Here is a 20,148-nt window from a genome sequence, read left to right on the forward strand (position 1 = left end):
TTTCCTATTCAGCAGTAACGCTGGCTGGCTTCACGGTTTGTCCGGGAACCAAGCGGTGCAACCCACTGGCGATCACTTGTTCACCGTCTTCAATCGCCCCACTTACGTACGCTTGTTGATTGTTAGCAAACAACACCTGAACGCTTCGACGTTCGACCTTGTTGTCTTCACCAATCACAAAGATGTTCCACACCCCGCGTAATCCATCAATCAAACCAGTTATTGGCACCCAATAACCTTGGTCATCAATCTGTTCATCAAATTTAAGGTAGGCAAGTTGCCCTTCTAATACCGACGATTGTTCCGGGAACAGATAACGTAAGCCGACACTTCGAGAGCGAGTGTCGACCATCGCACCAGGGTTCAGCAGAGTCACAGAGAAATCATCTCGCCCGACACGAATACTTGGTGCGGAAAGTGAAGTAACCTTTTTCATTTGATGGGCAGGAATACCGATGAAGGCTTCTTTCCCTTCAGAGGCAAGCAAAGTCAGAGTTGGATTACCCACATTCACTACATCTCCCAAAGAGACAAAACGCGTTGAAATAGTGCCCGAATAAGGCGCAAGAATTGTCGATTTCACTAGCTTCAATTGATTGCCTTTTACTGAGGCATCAATACGCAGCAAGTTAGCCTGCAATACGCGTTGCTCACTAGTCAGCGAGTCAATTTCCGCCTCTGCACTGAAGCCTTTAGCTTTCAATGAACGCTGACGTTTAAGGTTCGCTGCCACCAAACTCAACTGAGCTTTGACTTCTTCAGCTTGAGCTTTCAACTGGCTAGATTCAGTTTCCAAAAGTTGGGTATCCAATCGAATCAACGGCTGACCCATTGTGACTGTGTCACCGACATCCACTAGAATCTCGTTTACTTTGCCCGCCAGTTCGAAACCTAAATTAGCTTGTTGACCCGCCTTAACCACACCGACATATTCGCGCTGTACTGCATAAGAGGAAGATAGCGCCAAAGCGATCGTTTCTACAGTTAAAATGGTTTGGACGCTCGAAGCCGTTTCAGTGGTTGAATCAACCGACTCTTCGGCTTGTTCCTTTTCGCCACATCCAACAAGAAAAGTCGACAACGCCACTGCCAATGCGCTTCCCTTCATCAATTTATACATACGTACTGTTCCTATGCGGTACTCAATTATGTTCTTTTTTTAGACTAACCAAATCAAACTAGACTGTCTAGTTTGATTGTGTTAAAAATAAGTTTCATCGTTAATGATTGATAAAACCATCACAAAAAGCATAATGCTTAGCGCAGAATGAAATGCATTGAACTGAGTAACGTCAAGTACCAAGCAAGCAACGAGAAACAGCACGTGACTAAAATCATCAAGAGTGAACAGAAGAGATCGCAGATCTTAACCGCAGCCAGCCAACTTTTCTCTGAACATGGCTTTAAGATCAATATGGATCAGATAGCCAAAGCAGCGAACGTTTCCAAGCAAACGGTCTACTCTCACTTTAAAAACAAAGACGAACTTTTCGAAACCTGCATGCAAACCAAGTGTGCGGAGCGAGAACTCAGTCCTGCTGCCTTTGATATGGATGCAGAGGTGGGTGATGAGTTGGTGAAATTTGGTGTGAGATTTCAGGATTTGTTACTTGATGAGCAATCTAGACAAACCTTCCAAAATGCCATTAGCCAAGCGAATACGCATCCAGAGATCGCCTCAATCTATTTAGAAACTGGGCCTCAGAAAACCACAAAATTACTCGCCGATTACCTACAGTCGAAAATAGAATCTGGTGATCTCACACTGTCGACATCAAGCTCGCCAGTCATTGCTGCACGCCAACTGTTACTGATGTTTCACGGCAAATCGGCGTATTGGGGATTCTTCGGACACGATAGCGGTGAGTCACAAGATGAAAGACTTCACTACACGCGTGAATGTGTCGCACTATTCTTAAACGGCAACCAACCTCGCTAGTTTAAGTATCGCAAACAAAAAACACTCGGTATATGCCGGTAAACCAATGGAAAATAACAGCTTGTTTTGACAATGACTTGTTCATAATGACCACTCTATGTCTCTGACCTAAGTGTTATTTAGACTCATTATCATTACACTTAACATGGTCTTTACGTGAGATAACGTAAAGACCAATAAACCGCTATGTACCGTTATTTGGAATGCTCCACATAAATCAATTCATCGGTATTGAAGCCTCGCTCTTTAGACATCCTTGTGAATTTCTCCATGACCTCAGATGAGACTTCTGGGGTTCGAGAAAGTAACCATAAGTAATCGGTGTCTGGGCCAGAGACAAACGCGTATTGGTAGTTCTCTTTGTCCAATTCAAACACCACATAAGCGCCATAGAATGGGCCAAAGAATGATACCTTCAAATAGCCCTGATCACTGCCTTCGACAAAATAGGCTTTACCTTCCGCTTCGTTCCATTCGCCATCTTCATCTGAATAGCCGCGGTTAATCACCTTCACACCACCATCATCACGCAGGCTATATTCGGCACTGATGCTATTGAGGCCTCGCTCAAACGAGTGGTCCAAACGAGCAACTTCGTACCATTTACCCAAGTATCTATCCAATTCAAACTGTTGAACGGGCTTTACTGTTTCAGGCATACCGACACACCCACCCAATAAGATGACACTTAGCAGCAATAATATTTTCTTCATCCTAACCTCGACTTGTTTTAATAGTAATTCGAGTAAGTCATGTGAGAGCCTTAACTTACATCCTTGGTAATACGTTAAATCCGTTTAATTGGTTCATATAACAGTAAATTATTCAGAAGCTTATGTGAATCGTTTTGTCAGTGAATGAATCAGTGATGCTTCATTGCTGACCGGTACTGAGTCGGTGTTACTTGCTTATACGATTTAAACTGACGATTGAAGTTGGCTTGGTTGTCGTATCCCACTTTCTCCAAAATCAAATTCACTGGCAATGAGGTGTTAATCAATAAATCACACGCCACATTGAGCCTAATTTTCTTCAATCGCTGACTAAAACTCTCGTTGTAGTGTTTCTGAAATAGGCGCCTAACGCTACTCTCACTAATGTAGAGATGCTTGGCTAAGTCATTAACCGAGATGTCGTGATTAAAATTGTTCACCAAGAAAGCTTCAACCTTGCCGAGCTTATCACTGGCCTCATCTTCATCATCCGAGCTGAAGAGTGGGTTAATCAACTGCACGATCTCTAGATCATCAAGCAACAACGAAAACAGAGAGAATAGCGTAATCAATTGTTGATGTGGTGGCTGGTTCATCACCTTGTTCAACAATTCCGTCGCTTTCTCTGCAGTAGCGGGTGAAAACTGGAGCCCTTTCTTTGATTCTTCTAGCAATACACGTATCGGTTCGAGCTCTCGACAGCACGCGATTAGTTGCTCTATCCAATCTTTACGAAACCAAACCACGTGCGTTTCACATATTCGCGAGTCGTCTGCGCTCTCTTCTGAATAAATAGCATGAGGCAAATCTGGCCCCACCAAAATCATGTGATTGTGAAACACATCGCTTTGATGGTGCCCAATAAAACTATGACCAGCAAAGTGACGATGAATCGCGATCTCGTACTCTTCATGTCTATGCCAACCATAGCTTTTGCTGTTCTCGACAATTTTCTTATAGCGCCATGACGTGCCAATTCGTTGTGGCACGTTTTCCAAGTAACCTTTCATTGCGATGCTCAGTGACTTTTTAATATTGAAAGTATACGCATCAAACCATTCAAATGAGTACATTGACTGAAAAGTATTGAACATTGCGCTAACGATACTCATCCGGTTATCACCGCTAAATATACTGCAAGTGAACTTAACCAGGAGAGCAACTATGGACACTTTATTATTAAAAATCCGCGATATGATTCTTGCCACTCGTCAACAGTGGATAGGCGAGATCACCTACAACCACAACATTAAAGGTGAGAACACTTGGAAACTTTATGGCTATAACTCTCATGAAGAATACAAAAAAGATCTACGTAACAGCCTAAGAGAAGAGTCGTAACTAGAAGCTCATTCAAACGACAGCTTGTTGATTAATCGCAGTTTTTATTTGTCATTCATGTAGAGTTTCACACTGGCCACTCGCTTTCTATACTTATTAAACAGTGGAACACGGGAAATATAAGAATGAACAACAAGCTCACTTTGCCGCGCACTGCATGGATTGCATTACTCGCTAGCTTAGGCACTATTTCGCCGGTACTTGGACAAGACAGCACAGCTGCTCAAAGCCAACCGACTATTAAAAATCAAGTAGAGACGAATAGCCAAACCGCAGACCAGATCTTCACCAATGCCGACATCTACGGGCATCGCGAATCGGACTCGATCATTACCCATAAGGCAAGATCATTTTCATTGGCGACCACTCACAAGCGAAAGCTTTTCAAGGGCATAGTACCGATGTCATCGACTTAGAGAATGCCTTTGTTCTGCCGGAGTTCATTGATAACCATAACCATGTTTTTGAAGCCGCCTCAGAGTTGGGTGGTAATTGCGAACTGGATTCTGAAGCCACACTCGAAGAACAAATCCCTTACTTAGAAGCCTGTAAAATCAATGCCGAAACCGATGGTCGAGGCTGGTTAATGGGTTATGGTTTTTCTCTGGAGTCGACACTCGACAGCGATTATGACTACACGCCACTAGAGATCATCGACAGTATCTTCCCGGATCGTCCCGTAGTCATCATGGAGCAAACCTCACACTCGATGTGGGTCAACTCAAAAGCACTGAAAATCGCCCGAATCAGCCAGCAATCGCCAGATCCACAAGGTGGCGCTTATTTAAAAGACCAAGACAGCGGCAAGCTTAACGGCATCTTACTAGACAACGCTGGCGACCAAATTATGGAGATGGCGTGGAACAGCCAAAGCGAGCTATTTGAACAAAGCTATCAAGGCTTAATGTTCGGACTTGAAGAAGCCGCAGCGCACGGCATTACCACCATTGGTGACGGCCGGATGTATTGGAAACGAGGTTGGTACGACGTTTGGCTAGAAGCGGAGCAAAACCAAGATTTGACTGCTCGCGTGTCATTGCGCCCTTGGGTTTACCCATCAATGGCGATTCCCTCTCAATTAGAAGTCTTTGAGAAGATGTATTCCGATGACAAAAACCGCTTGCTGCTTGTCGATCAGGTAAAAATGTACAGCGATGGCATCTTCATTAACGGTACAGCAAAAACACTCGCGCCCTACTTAGATACCTATCTGCCACAATCTCCCAATGGCCTAAACTATATTCCACCAGCACAGATGACAGAGTGGCTAACCGCGCTCGATAAAATTGGTTTTAGTGCGCACATTCATGCGATTGGTGATGGCGCCGTTCGTGAATCACTTGATGCGATAGAAAGCATTCGCAAACAAGGTTCAACCAAACCCTACACCCTAACCCATGTCGAATTAATCAATGATGAAGATGTGCCACGCTTTCGCCAATTAGACGTAACCGCAGATTTCCAAGTCGGCTCTGATTACGTTGCAAGGCATCAACACCAATGGGCCGAAGCCTTCCTTGGTGCTCGCCGTGCCAAAGCCATGATGAACCTAGACGCGATACTTAAGACTGATGCCAATATCACCTTGAGCAGTGACTGGAACGTACACGACATCAACCCTCTAGTTGGAATCGCAAATAGCTTAATCATGGGCAAAACCGGCCTAACCGATATCTACACCGCTATCGACGCTTATACGCTCAATGCAGCCAAAAGTCTTGGAATTGAAGATATAACCGGTTCAATTGAGGTGGGAAAATCGGCTGACTTTGCCATTCTCGACCGAGACATCACCACAGTATCGGCAAGACAAATAGCCAAAACTCAGGTGTTGATGACAGTATTACGAGGAGATGTGGTTTACGAAAAATAGAACCAACAAACACGTCGAATTGGTTATCACCACACAAACGAAAACGAGCCAGCTTATTCAGCTGGCTCGTCTGTTATTCACATATGTATTTTAGTTCTGTTACGCGTTGGGCTCTTTTAGTGCTTTCTCATTTGATTCTTGCTTTTCATCCAGAGCAAAGTAGATTTTTGATACAATCACTTCAGCAACCAGAATCGTAAATACCACAGCGAAGAACGCTACCACACCGCCCCAAGGGCCTGTGAAGCTCACCTTGTCACCGAACATAAGGTTTATCGCTTCTAGCATGACGAATTTTGAGCCAACAAGAATAATGTATGTCGACAGCGCTCGATACACCTTAGGTGCCGTTCCAGGTTTCTGTTTGAAGTAATCCGCTACCTTGTGTTCTAAGCCAATAGAGAGCTTCAACAATAACTGCAGTAACAACGCCGCTATCAAAGAAATAGTGAAAGATTCAATGTTGACGAAGTCCCAGTACTCATCGAAAAAGTTAAGCACTACTAAGTCCACCAGCACGGCTAACGTGTAACCTACAAATAGACGTTGTGGTGTGTTGAACCCGTAAACTTTATCTGATTTAGTCATTCTGTCTCTCTCTAATTTGTTAAGTAGCCTTGATTTGAAATACATCTTAGCGTTCGAATCGAAGCAAAACTTACCATTTCATGACACCACTCAAAATCATTCACAACATAAATAAATCTCTTTATGGTATCACTGTTGTATAAACGACAATGACACCTCGATGGAGTTTAAGCGTACTTAAGCAGTGATCGACTTAATTGAAATCTTGCGTCCAATAAGACACCTTCGACGAGTCAGACTTACTGGTTTTAGAGCCGATCCCCATCTTTGTGTGCGCGCTGTTCATAATATTTTGACAGTGCCCTTGATGACCAGCCCAACTATTAAGACCTGCATTGTTAACTTTGCCATCCGTGCGTGGGCTTGTATAACCAAAAATAGGGATGACCACCGAGTTCGATGAAAGGACAAACGCATTCTGACCTAAACTGTTCACAACAAAGTGACCTTGAGCGTCTCTTTGATACTGCTCGTCTGAATTTAGCTGGGCATTACTGGCGGTGTTGTTGTCCCAAGCGATAGGGGCTACTGGAGGGTAATCTCCACTCGCGAATGATGAACCAAATGCATCACAATAGCGCTGTGTCGATCTTGCACAGTTTGTCGAAATAACCGATTGATACTTAATGCTGTCTTGGTTTAGTTCATCTGGAATATTCACAATTCGGCACCATCTTTCATCGGCAACACCTTGGCCAGGCATGCCCCACACTGAGCCATTCAATATTTGATTTTTATCGAGCAATGCGAAATCTATCAGAGTATCGCTAGTAAGCTGACCTAAATCCAAATTGATATTTCCTGATGAAGCATCTAACTCAAAGATTGATGCCCCGGCTTCCTTGGCTGCTGCATTAATTTTGTCACGTTGTAATAACGCCCAAGAATCACCAAACCGATCTTCGGACTGCTGTTCATATGCCTTAGCGATAAATTCGTAAGTCGGTAATTCGGCTTCAACACCACTCTCGTCTTTACTCACGACGCTACCAACAGTTTCAAATTCCAAAGAACTGTCGATGACAGCATTGTTAAATACATACGTTCCAAGGTGCTCACTAGAACAAGAGTTGCTATTCATATCGTATCGGTATTCTGTAAGCGTTCCATCCACAAGCAATTTATTACTTTGTCTTTGTGCGCTTAACCCAACCGCTTCATAACAATGCCAGTCGTCAACAAAACTGCTTCCATTATCGATAATGATAGTGGGTGCAGAGATAACCACATCCACCTTTTGGGTATCTGAACCTTTAAACGCGGGAAGTTCGTTTTTAACGGTAATATATGAGTAGTTTCTGATGGGATCCGAGCTATCGACAAAGCCTTCAATTGCAAAGAGCATATTGCTACCGAGCGCTTTAATGTCGGGCTGCTGCGAGGTAATGTTTGATGAATTATCGGAGTTCCCAAGGCTGCCTGGCGTATTAGAGTTACTAGGGTTATTAGCGCTATCAGAAGTTGTGCTGTCACCTCCAGATGAACTTTCTCCTCCGCACCCAGACATAGTAATTGCAATAAGTACTGCTGCTGACACATGTTGCTTTCTCATAAGTTATTCCTTAACCATACATGAATCTTTGGAATTAGAATGTTGCCTTATGAATCTGGCTTAAACTTCAGGTCAATGTCAGAGCCCAAAAATATTAACATCGAGTTTACAGTTTGGTAGGTATTGTCAAGTAGAGGTTTGGCTAAACGCTTTGTGTATAATTCATGTAATTTAATGATTAGCGTGACGACCAACAAGCAACGCTAGTGCACCTCTTCTCATTAAAATCAGATTCATCTCGCTCCAATTCAACGACCTTTAAAGATCTTGCGATCCTCATTGTTGTATATTATCCGCACTATAAAATTACAGACCGGATAGTCGCTCTGTAAAATAATTGAGTGATATCCATGGACAAGAAGCAACAAGCAATCCAAGCCGCGATTGAATTATTCGCGACACAAGGCTTTGAAAAAAACGTCTATCGCACAGGTGTGTGAAACGGCGAAAGTATCGAAAGGTTTAGTTTTTCATCATTTCAAAAACAAAGATGACCTACTAAGAAAAGTGTTTGTTCGCATGGCAGAGATTATTAGCGAAGTCGGCGAAAACTCCGATTTATCGAGTGAAGGAATATCAGCAAAAGAGAGGTTAATTAACCTTATCGAGCACATCTTTTTGTCTATGGCGGATCCGCAACAAGAGCTGTTTTATCAACTTGACTACCAAGTGAAATGTCAACTGTCGTTAAGACTGATATTAAAAGACCTGTTGGACGAACGCTACCAACTGATGATGGATTCTTTTGAAGTTATTCTATGCGACATTCCAAATGCCAACAGTATTGTCGATAGCCACATGTTGATCGCCGATATCGATGGTATCACACTCAGTTACTTGTTCTCGGATTGTGATTACCCGTTAGAACAAATTAAAGAAGGCTTCATAGCTAAGTACTTACTGTTGCTGAATTTATAAGTACCTCGCTTAAAGCTCAATAGAACGTTGTTGGCTATCTAAAGTAACTCTCTATCTAAAGGTATCTATCAGGCACGTTCAGGCTGATCTGGTAACCCCTTCCCCCTCTAGCTCCTCTCTCAAGTTAAGTTCATCACCCCCTTCAGATTGACGACCGAGGGGAAGAACCTTCTTTGGCGCTGAAGATATAATTGCGCACGAAACGACCGGCATTCTATTCCTCCCCTTTCCACGATCCACAATGAACCGAAGATGCTAATTAAGAGGAGACTCGGAAAGGATTTTTGGGGTAAGGCTAACTCAGAATTGCCCCATTGTGTGTTCACTTCGATGAGTGAACTACATCGGCAATCTATTTTTACAATACATAAACTAATGGTTAGGAAAAGGCCCGACACCTTTTCTTTCTTCACTCTAGGTAGTCAGCATATTTAGATAGTATGGACAATAGGATAGAGTCAGACCATACTCCAGTCAAAAAGCTCATCGAAGCGATTCAAGATCTTTAAAGGTTACGGAGACTGAATAAGAGTCAATTTGATTGTTGGTTACTCTGTGACCGGGAGGAGGTGAGAGTGCACGAGGGGTCAGCGTTTTTGAATGAACTCTTCAATACCTTTACAGTTGAAGTATAAAATGAGGCGGCCAAATAGCCGTCCCAGACACACCATCTGACTTGTTTATCCACTCATTCCTTTAAGCCAAAAATTAATTCAATTTCATCATCAAGTCTTCTGCCCGTTGGTATAAAACCAAGCTTTTGATAAATAGAGAGCGCATTGCCTTTTTCTTTATCCATCGTGGTCAGGGAGACGCCTTTTAAACCGATAATGGAAGCGTATTTCTTACTGAAGTTAATCGCTTGACTCCCCAATCCTTTTCCTTGGAAACGATGGTCAACCATGACGCGCCATACATATAAATGCTCCTTTTGAAAGTGTTCATCGTGTGTGTCCAGTATTCTAGGGTCAATCAGAGAGATTAGCCCCGCAGGTTTATTGTTTAAGTAAATACCATAGTTGATACTATCGTCGTTAAAACTGGCTTCTGCAAGCCACTCTGCGTTGTTAGCAATGAGTTGTTTTTGAGACTCTTCCACTGAGAGATCAATAATGTCATCGATAATGGTATTGTTTATTTTTAAAAAGCTAATTTTATTCATGCTTATTTACCTTGGGTAGGTGTTTCATTAAAAGTAACTGGCCAATGTAAGGATCTTGATAAGCTAATCTTGAGTTATCAAAATGGTAATGTCGCTTTTTCTCCTGTCTTTTAACATAGACTCTTCAAGTATCTTATAGATCTCTTTATCTGACGCATATTAGAACGCGCCAATTTTTTTAATTAAGGTATATATATGTCTTAATTAAAAACGATGATGGAAGTTATTGTTTCCTATTTTGTCTGCCCCCATGACAGAAATATTAGTTCCAAGCGCTGCCCACGATGATTCAAAAAGAGGGTACGTATAGTATTTTTACAATGTGCCGTCACAAAACCCAAAACAAACTCCCTGATAGAATGCTGACGAGTGTGATTAAAGATAACTTTAATGTGTTCTCAGCCAGCTACATTTTGTATATCACTTATCAGCTAAAATGGTGGCCAACATCTTATCGCCTTTGCATTCAACACTGACGTCCATTCCATTGACGAGTGCTCTCTCATTAGGCGCACTTGTTCTCATATCGAGTCCACTTGTTTTAATTTGGACAACTAGTTCGGTAAGCGTTAAAGAAAGAGTGCTGGTTACCCTGAAGTTTTAGTGTAGGCCAAATCTTGATGTTATCGAAGATGGCCAATCGCAATGCAAAAATAGACAAAGCCCTGGAATATTGAAGCTAATGTTATCGAAAGCTTTTCTGCACTATTTTTGTAGTTTGCGTAATTGGTGTAGCCAAACTTAACACCAATGATACGAACCGCCATATAAGTTTTAACTCATACCATTTGACGTATTATTACGGAATCTTTTGTCTATGACTGTATGACTTTGTAAGTAAAATCATTACATAATGAAAGCGTATTTATTAAGTTGCCAGTTCAAACCTTGATGTATTGTTTTCATAAAGTTCAACGTTAATGTCGGTTTTATCTAATAGTCATAAGATGTTGCTCCTAATGAATTGATAGCAGCGTAGCTTCTTACGTCTAAAGCGGGACTGTATTGAATAAACCTGTGATAAAAATACAACGATTCACAAAAATGCTGTGCTTGGCCGACATATCACTCAGATTGACATCACTCATGGAAGTTGATTAAACGACTTTATATACTTGTAGTAATTCATTGTTTACTAAATTAGCAAAATCACTGACACGCTTTTGTCCAAGAGTGTGTTAGCGCAGTTCATAGCAAGCACTTGCTTTTGGTTACTCGACGTGAGTAACTTTATTGTTATGTTTGGCAAAAATAATAAATAATCTCCTACACATTATTTTTCCATATGTCGTAGAGAGTAATATCTTGACTGGTAGAGGGAAGGAAAATGAAAACCAAGATAATAATGTTGTGTCTACTCGGTACCTTATGTGTCAGTGCTAGCGCGAAGGAGCCAAGATACCATTCTGCGCTAACATTCAAAGCAATATTTAGTGAAGACAGAGACATGCCTGTAGAAGTCTATTACTGGTATCCTACGACGAACGAAAAAACAAACTTCATGTTTGGTAGGGGGAACATTTTCAAATCAATCGAAACACAGTTAGATGCCCCTTTAGCAAGTGGAAAATTTCCCGTTGTGCTTTTGTCGCAGGGCGGAACGCGGTCAGCGTTTTCCCACAGTGGTTGGATAGCCTCAAGCCTAGCGCAACAAGGTTATATCGTTATTATACCTAAGCCTCCTGCACCGAACGAAATCAATGCAGAAATGGCTGTTGATGAAATCACATTCAGAACCAGTGATTTGATACTAGGGCTGAATGAATTAAGTTCGGTTGGGATACTGTCCGGAGGCGTAGATACTGATGAAGTGCAGGGGGTCGGCTTCTTTCTGGGCGGCACATCTATGCTAATACTCTCCGGAGCGCAAATAAGCCCGGAAAAATACCGAACATCGTGTCACGACGCCACTAATATGGACTGTCATTGGTTAAGTGAAAATAACGTTGATATTACGGACATCCCAGATCAAAAATTCCCTCGATTTCGGTCTGAAAACAAACTGAAATCGGTCGTCGTTATCAACCCTGAGCTAACGAACACCTTTGCCACTGAAACACTGGCCTTGATGAACAATGCCATCACTGTGGTGACGCTTTCTGATCGGCTACATCCCGCACTGACACCAGCCGAATCACTCGTTGCTCTTCCCAATGTGAAATATCAAGTGATTCCCGGTGCGACTCAGTTTAGTGCGTTTGCAGAATGTACTGAGCGTGGCATTAAAATTCTTGCATCAGAAGGGGAAGAAGTACTTTGCCAGGATCGTGACGAGGTTTCTAGAAGGGACAATCACCAGCAAATTTTGGATGTAATTCTGGCTAGGTTAACAAAGCCATAAGAATAACAACCATGCAGAGCTTTCTTACACATTGTCTGCTTGGGCCAGCAAAGCGAGGAGTATGTTTTGCTGGCTTGTCGCTACACCAAAATTAGTTACACTTTTAAGCAGAACACGGATAATCATCAAATATATAATAGGTGGGCAACAGCAAGGTTGTCTCCATATCATATTACAAGACTTACTGATGACAGATTTATTTTCCCTAATTAAGTACTTGTACTAACATTTTGAAACTTAGAAGAACACACAAAATACCAACGATCCTCTTAAGAACTTTGTTTGGGAAATACTCTGCGCAACGCACTCCGAGGCTAGTAGTTAAATAGCTGCTAATGGAGAAGCTGATCATTGCAGGAAGGTATATGTATCCTAATACTAAGTTGTTCCAATCTGTATTTTCCCATCCGTTTAACATGTATCCGAGGCTTCCAGATAGTGCGATAGGGAAACCTATCGCAGCAGATGTGCCAATAGCACGTTTGACCTCAAAATTTTGCTGGACAAGATAAGGGATGATCAAGCCCGCACCGCTTATAGAGACAAGTGCTGATACAGAGCCAATCACAGAGCCTACAGTGATATTATCGATAGTCCCATGTGGATTTGGATTGTACTCATTTTCAGTGTTAAGAAACATCTTATAAGCTACATACAACATGAATACGCTGAAAAAACCTGCCAGATAAACTCCCTGTAGATACGATGCTGCGAATGTGGCGCAAAATGTTCCGACTAGAACTCCGCTCAACATTTTTACTACCATTGTTGGCTCTACATTCTCTTTTTTGTAGTGTGCACGCATGCTGCCCAATGTTGTAATAATCATCGAAGCCATCGATGTCCCTAATGCAAGATGTACCACTTCTGTATCAGCTATTCCCTGTAGTGAAAACAGAAACGCAAAAATAGGGACGGCCATTCCACCACCACCCACACCAACGAGTCCAGCGAGAAAGCCAATGCCCAATCCTGCTGTAATGTAATAGATAATAAAGATAGGTTCGTTCATGATGGTTCTGCCTTAGATAAAAATGGTCTTTGTTAAAATGTTACTCGAACGCTAACTTGCTATGGTAACGTTAATAAGACAGAAAATAATGAGTAGTGGCCAAAATGGAATTGTGTAAATCAAATGACAAACTCTGATTACAGTGAATGGAAAAATGGAGCCGCGCTGATCGCTAAGGAGTGGCAGCATGAAAGGAGTGACGTCAATCATTTGGCTCAACGGCCGCATAATTGGCACAATCATCATCGAGGCCAGCTACTTTGTATAGATGAAGGGCTAATACAGGTAAAAACCGATGAGGGAACGTGGATACTACCCCCTCACCGAGCTGGTTGGATCCCCCCAGGTGCGATGCACAGTGTTTATTTTTGTGGTCCTCTGAAAGGTCGTTCATTACTGTTCACTCCAGAGAGCTGTGAGCAGTTTCCAATAAGGCCTTGTGTAATCCAAATGAGCGATGTCTTGAAAGTCCTTTCGATTAGGGCATCGAGATGGAACAAAACAGACGAGCTACCTACACAGTGTTTACGTATTCTTTCCGTAATATCTGATGAAATCGTCGGTAGCCCTCATGAGTCACTCTACATCCCATTACCCAAAGACCCTAGATTACAAAAAGTCACTCAAGCAATTTTAATTGATCCAAACAGCAAACACTCTGTTGAGCATTGGGCAAATATCGGGGCAATGTCATCTCGGACGTTAAGACGATTGATTCAAAGTGAGTTAAACATGAGTTTTAGTGAATGGCGGCAACAAATACTACTAATACATTCGTTAGAAATGATGGCGCGCGGAGAATCAGTGGGAGACGTCGCATATGTTTTGGGTTATTCGACGCCCAGTAACTTTATCGCGATGTTTCGTCGGGTCTATGGCGATTCACCCACGCGTTACTTTTCGAATCGTGGCATATAGTTGCCAAGAGCTTACCTGAATTAGGTTCGTTTTTATGTAATGAGGTTTACATACATTTACTAACCCAAAACGAGCAATCTAGCCTATGGACTCTAGCTTATTTTTACCCCTTTTCGCGTTAGGAAATTTTTCAACCGTAAATACTGTTAGAATTTGTCCTACATTTCCTAATGTCAGTTCGGAACCGGGCTGTGCATGTTCTTGGGTAGAAGTTTTCATTTAGTTTTGAATTTCTTTCAGCTTCATATTTGCGTAATTATTCACTTGGAGGATTGCCCAGCCTGTATGGTATGGATCAGGAAAGTGTCGCCCCAAAAAGTAGATAGTCATAATACTAAAGGTAATGAGTACTCAGCAGATCATAACCTGACGTTCAATTTACGACAAAACCTCAATTTAATGTGTCAATTTTTCCTCAACCAAAGTGTAACCGGTTTCATTGCATGTTATTATCCTTTTAACCACTTACTGGGTGTGTATAGACTATTAATTTATTAGAGAAAAGTAAGGGTGCTGATGAGTACTATTGTTGATGTGTGTAAATTAGCCGGTGTATCTAAAGCAACGGTTTCTAGGGTTGTGAATGGAACAGGACAAGTTAAAGAGTCTACCCGAGAAGCTGTTTTTGCGGCAATGGATCAACTTGGCTATAGGCCAAATAAACTGGCTCAGGCATTAGCAACCAATCGAACCAACAGTATAGGGTTGGTGGTTTCTGACTTTGATGGAATCCATTTTGGGTTGTTATTAAAGCAGGCTGCCGCAAGCGCTGATGATGCACATAAACAGCTAATAGTGACTAATGGCAAAAATGACCCCGAACAGGAATATGAAGCCATTCGTCAGCTTGAAGGGCGATGTGATGCGGTAATTCTTTATAGCCGAACGTTGTCTGATGAACACATTAAACATCTACATAGCCATCTATCCATACCATTGGTGATTTTGAACCGAAACCCCTCTGAACCCCTATATCACGCGGTCTCCTTCGATCAGGAGGGAGCGATAAGTATAGTGATGGATCATTTGATAAGTCTTGGACATAGACAAATTGCTTGTATTACTGGCCCACTTGAAAACCCAACCGGACAAGCTCGCCTAGCCGGATATAAAAACTCGCTAAAATCCAGTGAAATACCATTTCAGGTTAATCTTGTTAAAACCGGTGACTATCATATGATGAGTGGATATCTGGCATGTCAGGAGCTGTTAAATCATAAGATTCCTTTTACTGCTATTATCGCATTTAATGACAATATGGCTGTTGGCGCATTAAAAGCGCTGGATGACGCAGGAATCAGTGTTCCAGAACAGGTCTCTGTTACCGGTATTGATAATGACCCTATAGCAGATTTTTTTAACCCGACACTCACGACCGTTGAGCTTCCTATCGAAGAAATGACGAGACAGGCTGTGGAATTGGCATTAGAACTGATTGAAACTAAAACGTCCCCGGTTTGTCATCATCACCATGGTAGACTCATTCTGCGCAATTCTGTTATTTCGTTTCACACACAAAAAAGCTGGCTAGATTTATAATTCTCTTAGCCAGCATAGTGCGTTCGATTTCAATGTAAAAACGGCTCGATATTTATCTATTGCGTTCTTTTTTCCCTCATGATTAAAAAGTGATATACCGCGCCGATTAAGCCATTATCATTGGTAAATGATGTGTTTTCGATAGAGACCACTTCATCGAGGTTAAGTTTATTGATGACCGGAATGGCTTTGAGTAACCTTTTCATTTCTTGGGTTACATTGGGGATCAGATCCGGCCTCTCACTGATAGCGCCACCAATGATGATCTTTTCAGGATTTAATATAAAAGTAAGATTATGTAACCCGACGGCAATACTCTTATAAAACTCATCAATGACTCTCACAGCAACACTGTCACCACCCTCTGCTAATGAAAAAATATCTTTTCCCGATATATGCTCAAAGCCCGATAATCCCTTATAAAGGGCGTAACGCCGCCTTAATCCATCTCTTACCGAAGCAGTCAGGTTCATTGTTTCAGAGGCTTTGTCTTGTGATTCATGCGCGTAGTGGATAAAGGTATAGCCAAACTCCCCAGCCATTGAGCGATGTCCGCGTATTAACTGGTTATTAGTATAGATAGCTCCGCCGATACCGGTGCCTAAGGTAATGCAGATAAAATCACTCATATCTTTTGCCTTACCTTGCCACTTTTCAGCTAGTGCGACACAATTAACGTCGTTTTCGACTTCTACCGGCAGAGCGAGTTTGTCTGCCAAAATGTCTTTAAAGTTGAACTCACAGAAGTCTGAAATGGCTCCACCCGCCTTTAAGTAACCAGTGTCAACATTGACAAATCCGGGCACTGAGAAAGCTGCACCATCAAAGCGATATGTCTGGGACAAATCCTGCTTTATATCGACAATGGTCTGAATAATATCTTCTCCGGCAGAAGCGGTTTTCACTTTGCCTTGGCGGAGAATATCTCCCAGATCATTTACAACGCCAAACTTAATGTCAGTACCACCAATATCAAACGACAGATAGGTTGTCATAGTACTATTTTCTCTCATCTAATTGAATCAAATGTCTTCACTACGGTTGGCGATAACATCCCGGTACCAATAGAATGATGCTTTTTTCTTCCGCTTCAGTCCATCGTCATGATCTACATAAATGAAGCCATACTGTTTTTTATAGCCGTTCAACCAACTTAACAGGTCGATAGCTGACCAAGCAAAATAGCCTTTAATATGGACACCGCAACTAATGGCTTTCTTCACTGCTACCAGGTGCTCTTTTATAAAATGAATTCTGGCTATATCGCAAACTTCTCCCTCAATAACAGGATCTTCATCACCCAGTCCGTTTTCGGTAATGTAGATTTTAATCTGCCCATATTGCTCTTTGAGTATATTAAGCCCACTAACGAAGCCTTCTGGTGATATTTCCCAATCCCATTTGGTGTATCGTTTGTCGCTCATTTTGACGGTCTGATAAACATTATCATAGCTTGGACCACCTGGTGCCCCCGTCGCATTTTCACGTGTCATTTCTTGGTCTTGCTTGTGGTCACTCACTTTTTGAACGCGCATTGGCTGGTAGTAGTTTAGTCCGATAAAATCATTCAAAGGCGCAGCTTCAAAAATGGTTTCTAACTCCTCATCATTCCAGTCTGGTAGGTTCCCTTCTTGTTTTAGTTGCTTGATGACATAGTCAGGGTACGTTCCAAGTAGAATAGGATCAAAGAACCAGTTCATCTTGAATTGATTCGCATGCTCTTGGGCAAATAGGTTATCTTCAGAATTGTCCACCGCAAATGCCGGGTTAAATACATGGCTGAGGCCGATCTCACCAAATTGATTTAACTTTTTATACTCGATTACTGCTTTTGCATGTGCATAAAAGACGTTGTGTGTGGCTTGAAAGTACTTTTTGGGATTATTCTGAATACCGGGCGGGTGAGCTCCGCGCATATAACCGAGTGAACAGAAAACGACAGTCTCGTTAAAGGTAATAAAGTGCTTAACTCTGTCGCCAAATGTGTTGAAGCAAAGTTTGGCATATTCGATATAAGCTTCCGTCGTTTCCTTATTTAGCCACCCCCCTTTTTTTTCTAACGTTAAAGGCAAGTCCCAATGGTATAGCGTGATAAATGGAACAATGCCGTGTTTGAGACACTCATCGATAATGGCATTATAAAAATCAATGCCTTTTTGGTTCACAGCTCCTGTACCTTCAGGGAAAATTCGAGCCCAAGAGATCGAAAAGCGGTAAGACTCTAAGCCCATTTCAGCCATTAAAGCGATGTCTTCTTTATAGCGGTTATAATGATCGATTGCGACATCGCCATTCGTTCCTTCAAACGTCTTTCCGGGTATTTTTGTAAATTCATCCCAGTTTGTAGGACCTTTCCCGTCTTGATCCCACGCCCCTTCGATTTGATATGAAGCGGTTGCAGCACCTATTAAAAAATCGTTAGCAAATTTCATTATTGAATTCCATTAAATTGACATCCTGAAAGGCAGATTGCCTTTCAGGAATACGATGGGGGATGCTATAAGCTGTTGTTTGTAATTAGGTTATTATACCAATAGAAGCTTTTCTTCTTAGAGCGTTTCATCTCTTTTAGGTCAAACTCCTCTCTGTCTACGTGGATAAATCCATATCGTTTAGAGCAACCTTGATGAGTACTAACCAAATCAATAGCGGACCACGGGCTGTAACCAAACACCTCTACACCATCAGTGATTGCAAGTTGCACCTGCTCAATATGCTTGTGCAGGTATTCAATACGATAATCGTCGTTAATTGAGCCATCTTCTTCGACAGTGTCAAAAGCACCCAGACCATTCTCTGTCACGATAAGCGGCAGAGCATAACGATCGTAAATTTCGCGCATTGTAGTACGGAAGCCAACCGGATCTATTTCCCAGCCGAATTCATTTTTATCCAAGTTCTCATTACCAACCCCTTTGTATGCGCCAACTTCACCAATGGTGATCTGCTGATCGCCGGTGGAGTTAATATCACTCTCGTCGCCGGTGCTAGCGGCGACGGTTTGGGAGTTATAGTAGTTAAAGGCGATAAAATCAGGCTTGGCTGTCGCCATAATGTCCATGTCACCAGGCTCAATATCAGGTAGAGCATCACGTTCCTCCAGAAAATGAAGAGCGGTTTTGTTATATCGGCCATAGACAGCCATATCGAGATACAACCAGTTACGCAGAGCTGTAAACGTATTTGCAGCCAGAATGTCTTCCGGTTTTGAAGAGGCTGGATAAATAACCGAGATATTTGGAGCCGGGCCAATTTTTGCTTCCGGTAGTACCTGATGGCAAAGACTCATCGCTTTCGCTTGAGCCAGCAGCATATGGTGATTCTGCTGATAAAGATCCTTCATTGGGTTTTCACCAGCAACATGCTTGGTTCCTAAGGCATCGCCGTGCAGAATCATCATGTTTTGTTCATTGATGGTCAGCCAGTATTTCACTCTGTCGCCATAGAGTTCGAACAGAGTTTTACTATATAGGGCGAACGCTTCTACCGTGTTTCGATTAGACCACCCCCCTTTTTCCTGTAGTGCATATGGCAAATCAAAATGATACATGGTGACAATAGGTTCGATATTGTACTTCAGTAATTCATCAATAAGGTTGCTGTAGAACTCAATACCTTTTTGATTAACTTCACCATCGCCATTTGGAAAAATTCGGGTCCAGGCAATAGAAAAACGGTATGCCTTGAGGCCAAGCTCTGCAAATAGCGCAACGTCTTCTTTGTATCTGTGATAATGGTCGCTGGTTACTTTAAAATCTGTTGTGCCTTCAACCACTTTTCCCATATCTATGACTGAAGGACCTTTGCCATCTTCATTCCATGCCCCTTCGACTTGATACGCAGAAGTTGAAGCCCCCCAGAAGAAGTCCTCTGGAAAGTTTTTTAATTGAGTGCTTTTCATTATTTAGTTCCTGGTTTTATTCTTTTTAGGCTTCTTGCATAGTGCGATGAATATTAATAAGTTCTTCAACCAATTCTCTTGCTAGCATCGAGGTCATGATATGGTCTTGTGCATGAACCATAATCAGGTTTACCTGCACCTTTCCTGTACCTTCATCAAGGCCAATGAGTTCAGTTTGTACTGCATGAGCTCGTTTTGCTGCAGCGGTTGACTGAGTTAACAGATCATCAACCTCATCCCATTTACTTTGTTTAGCGCATTGCAGAGCTTGCATTGCACAGCTTTTGGATTCACCTGCATTGATGATCAATTCCATAACGGTTGATTCGAGATCCATTTTGTTACTCCAAG

The 20,148-nt window shown here is 42.2% G+C and carries 17 protein-coding genes and 3 pseudogenes; 8 read left to right on the forward strand and 12 right to left on the reverse strand.

All coding sequences use genetic code 11. The annotated features are described in order from the left end of the window. Nucleotides 1–4: 4 nt before the first annotated feature. Nucleotides 5–1,120, reverse strand: a complete 1,116-nt coding sequence (locus L8S15_RS01480; protein ID WP_016798086.1) for an efflux RND transporter periplasmic adaptor subunit — start codon at nucleotides 1,118–1,120, stop codon at nucleotides 5–7. A 204-nt stretch (nucleotides 1,121–1,324) separates the two neighbouring features. On the opposite strand from L8S15_RS01480, the gene L8S15_RS01485 reads away from it, so the two are divergent. Then, nucleotides 1,325–1,939, forward strand: a complete 615-nt coding sequence (locus L8S15_RS01485) for a TetR/AcrR family transcriptional regulator (RefSeq protein ID WP_102424371.1) — start codon at nucleotides 1,325–1,327, stop codon at nucleotides 1,937–1,939. Between the two features lie 194 nt (nucleotides 1,940–2,133). Here the strand turns inward: L8S15_RS01485 and L8S15_RS01490 are convergent, their stop codons facing one another. Next, nucleotides 2,134–2,652 carry a lipocalin family protein gene (locus L8S15_RS01490; protein WP_010439773.1) on the reverse strand — a complete coding sequence of 173 codons (519 nt, stop codon included), beginning with the start codon at nucleotides 2,650–2,652 and terminating at the stop codon, nucleotides 2,134–2,136. Between the two features lie 149 nt (nucleotides 2,653–2,801). After that, a complete protein-coding gene (locus tag L8S15_RS01495) occupies nucleotides 2,802–3,764 on the reverse strand; it encodes an AraC family transcriptional regulator (protein WP_280571929.1) in 963 nt (320 codons plus the stop codon). 52 nt (nucleotides 3,765–3,816) lie between these two features. Here L8S15_RS01495 and L8S15_RS01500 point away from each other — a divergent pair, with 52 nt between their 5' ends. Together L8S15_RS01500 and L8S15_RS01505 are read left to right on the forward strand one after the other, a co-directional pair. Then, entirely contained in the window at nucleotides 3,817–3,993 is a 177-nt protein-coding gene (locus L8S15_RS01500) for a hypothetical protein (RefSeq protein ID WP_016786079.1), read from the forward strand. Nucleotides 3,994–4,118: 125 nt separating this feature from the next. Next, nucleotides 4,119–5,866: pseudogene (locus tag L8S15_RS01505) on the forward strand (amidohydrolase). A 99-nt stretch (nucleotides 5,867–5,965) separates the two neighbouring features. Here L8S15_RS01505 and L8S15_RS01510 read toward each other — a convergent pair. Together L8S15_RS01510 and L8S15_RS01515 are read right to left on the reverse strand one after the other, a co-directional pair. After that, nucleotides 5,966–6,454, reverse strand: a complete 489-nt coding sequence (locus L8S15_RS01510) for a hypothetical protein (RefSeq protein ID WP_102363755.1) — start codon at nucleotides 6,452–6,454, stop codon at nucleotides 5,966–5,968. Nucleotides 6,455–6,647: 193 nt separating this feature from the next. Beyond that, nucleotides 6,648–8,006: a CAP domain-containing protein gene (locus L8S15_RS01515; protein WP_016798089.1), complete on the reverse strand. Its 1,359-nt coding sequence runs from the start codon at nucleotides 8,004–8,006 to the stop codon at nucleotides 6,648–6,650. Between the two features lie 432 nt (nucleotides 8,007–8,438). On the opposite strand from L8S15_RS01515, the gene L8S15_RS01520 reads away from it, so the two are divergent. Continuing rightward, nucleotides 8,439–8,924 (forward strand): TetR/AcrR family transcriptional regulator, encoded by a 486-nt coding sequence (locus tag L8S15_RS01520; protein ID WP_016798090.1) that lies wholly within the window; start codon nucleotides 8,439–8,441, stop codon nucleotides 8,922–8,924. A 440-nt stretch (nucleotides 8,925–9,364) separates the two neighbouring features. Further along, nucleotides 9,365–9,559: pseudogene (locus tag L8S15_RS01525) on the forward strand (IS6 family transposase); the annotation flags it as partial. A gap of 53 nt (nucleotides 9,560–9,612) precedes the next feature. On the opposite strand, the gene L8S15_RS01530 reads toward L8S15_RS01525, so the two are convergent. Both L8S15_RS01530 and L8S15_RS01535 read right to left on the reverse strand, forming a co-directional pair. Further along, nucleotides 9,613–10,086, reverse strand: coding sequence for a GNAT family N-acetyltransferase (locus L8S15_RS01530; RefSeq protein ID WP_016798091.1), 474 nt, complete (start codon nucleotides 10,084–10,086; stop codon nucleotides 9,613–9,615). A 689-nt stretch (nucleotides 10,087–10,775) separates the two neighbouring features. Beyond that, nucleotides 10,776–10,878 (reverse strand): annotated as a pseudogene (locus tag L8S15_RS01535) (porin family protein); the annotation flags it as partial. A gap of 553 nt (nucleotides 10,879–11,431) precedes the next feature. On the opposite strand from L8S15_RS01535, the gene L8S15_RS01540 reads away from it, so the two are divergent. Next, on the forward strand, nucleotides 11,432–12,427 hold the full coding sequence (locus L8S15_RS01540) for a hypothetical protein (protein ID WP_241791179.1): 996 nt from the start codon (nucleotides 11,432–11,434) through the stop codon (nucleotides 12,425–12,427). A 205-nt stretch (nucleotides 12,428–12,632) separates the two neighbouring features. Here the strand turns inward: L8S15_RS01540 and L8S15_RS01545 are convergent, their stop codons facing one another. Then, nucleotides 12,633–13,439 (reverse strand): sulfite exporter TauE/SafE family protein, encoded by an 807-nt coding sequence (locus L8S15_RS01545; RefSeq protein ID WP_016798094.1) that lies wholly within the window; start codon nucleotides 13,437–13,439, stop codon nucleotides 12,633–12,635. Nucleotides 13,440–13,562: 123 nt separating this feature from the next. Here L8S15_RS01545 and L8S15_RS01550 point away from each other — a divergent pair, with 123 nt between their 5' ends. Both L8S15_RS01550 and L8S15_RS01555 read left to right on the forward strand, forming a co-directional pair. Further along, nucleotides 13,563–14,357 carry a helix-turn-helix transcriptional regulator gene (locus tag L8S15_RS01550; protein ID WP_016798095.1) on the forward strand — a complete coding sequence of 265 codons (795 nt, stop codon included), beginning with the start codon at nucleotides 13,563–13,565 and terminating at the stop codon, nucleotides 14,355–14,357. 516 nt (nucleotides 14,358–14,873) lie between these two features. Next, complete coding sequence (locus L8S15_RS01555) at nucleotides 14,874–15,896, forward strand: LacI family DNA-binding transcriptional regulator (RefSeq protein ID WP_280571930.1); 1,023 nt, start codon at nucleotides 14,874–14,876, stop codon at nucleotides 15,894–15,896. Nucleotides 15,897–15,952: 56 nt separating this feature from the next. On the opposite strand, the gene L8S15_RS01560 is transcribed toward L8S15_RS01555, so the two are convergent. The 4 genes from L8S15_RS01560 to L8S15_RS01575 all read right to left on the reverse strand — a co-directional run bounded on the left by L8S15_RS01560 (nucleotide 15,953) and on the right by L8S15_RS01575 (nucleotide 20,134). After that, a complete protein-coding gene (locus tag L8S15_RS01560) occupies nucleotides 15,953–16,891 on the reverse strand; it encodes an ROK family protein (protein WP_016798098.1) in 939 nt (312 codons plus the stop codon). Nucleotides 16,892–16,918: 27 nt separating this feature from the next. Beyond that, nucleotides 16,919–18,328, reverse strand: coding sequence for a GH1 family beta-glucosidase (locus L8S15_RS01565; protein ID WP_017088782.1), 1,410 nt, complete (start codon nucleotides 18,326–18,328; stop codon nucleotides 16,919–16,921). Nucleotides 18,329–18,393: 65 nt separating this feature from the next. Beyond that, entirely contained in the window at nucleotides 18,394–19,797 is a 1,404-nt protein-coding gene (locus L8S15_RS01570) for a glycoside hydrolase family 1 protein (RefSeq protein WP_016798100.1), read from the reverse strand. Nucleotides 19,798–19,822: 25 nt separating this feature from the next. Continuing rightward, nucleotides 19,823–20,134, reverse strand: coding sequence for a PTS lactose/cellobiose transporter subunit IIA (locus L8S15_RS01575; protein ID WP_016798101.1), 312 nt, complete (start codon nucleotides 20,132–20,134; stop codon nucleotides 19,823–19,825). Nucleotides 20,135–20,148 lie beyond the last annotated feature (14 nt).

This window comes from Vibrio sp. S/42/10 (genome assembly GCF_029890535.1).
In the GTDB taxonomy this organism is placed as follows: Bacteria; Pseudomonadota; Gammaproteobacteria; order Enterobacterales; family Vibrionaceae; genus Vibrio; species Vibrio cyclitrophicus.

Coding starts and splice junctions, on each gene's coding strand:
- L8S15_RS01480 (WP_016798086.1), bottom strand. CDS start 1,120: ATGTATAAATTGATGAAGGGAAGCGCATTGGCAGTGGCGTTGTCGACT.
- L8S15_RS01490 (WP_010439773.1), bottom strand. CDS start 2,652: ATGAAGAAAATATTATTGCTGCTAAGTGTCATCTTATTGGGTGGGTGT.
- L8S15_RS01495 (WP_280571929.1), bottom strand. CDS start 3,764: ATGAGTATCGTTAGCGCAATGTTCAATACTTTTCAGTCAATGTACTCA.
- L8S15_RS01500 (WP_016786079.1), top strand. CDS start 3,817: ATGGACACTTTATTATTAAAAATCCGCGATATGATTCTTGCCACTCGT.
- L8S15_RS01510 (WP_102363755.1), bottom strand. CDS start 6,454: ATGACTAAATCAGATAAAGTTTACGGGTTCAACACACCACAACGTCTA.
- L8S15_RS01515 (WP_016798089.1), bottom strand. CDS start 8,006: ATGAGAAAGCAACATGTGTCAGCAGCAGTACTTATTGCAATTACTATG.
- L8S15_RS01530 (WP_016798091.1), bottom strand. CDS start 10,086: ATGAATAAAATTAGCTTTTTAAAAATAAACAATACCATTATCGATGAC.
- L8S15_RS01540 (WP_241791179.1), top strand. CDS start 11,432: ATGTTGTGTCTACTCGGTACCTTATGTGTCAGTGCTAGCGCGAAGGAG.
- L8S15_RS01545 (WP_016798094.1), bottom strand. CDS start 13,439: ATGAACGAACCTATCTTTATTATCTATTACATTACAGCAGGATTGGGC.
- L8S15_RS01550 (WP_016798095.1), top strand. CDS start 13,563: ATGACAAACTCTGATTACAGTGAATGGAAAAATGGAGCCGCGCTGATC.
- L8S15_RS01555 (WP_280571930.1), top strand. CDS start 14,874: ATGAGTACTATTGTTGATGTGTGTAAATTAGCCGGTGTATCTAAAGCA.
- L8S15_RS01560 (WP_016798098.1), bottom strand. CDS start 16,891: ATGACAACCTATCTGTCGTTTGATATTGGTGGTACTGACATTAAGTTT.
- L8S15_RS01565 (WP_017088782.1), bottom strand. CDS start 18,328: ATGAAATTTGCTAACGATTTTTTAATAGGTGCTGCAACCGCTTCATAT.
- L8S15_RS01570 (WP_016798100.1), bottom strand. CDS start 19,797: ATGAAAAGCACTCAATTAAAAAACTTTCCAGAGGACTTCTTCTGGGGG.
- L8S15_RS01575 (WP_016798101.1), bottom strand. CDS start 20,134: ATGGATCTCGAATCAACCGTTATGGAATTGATCATCAATGCAGGTGAA.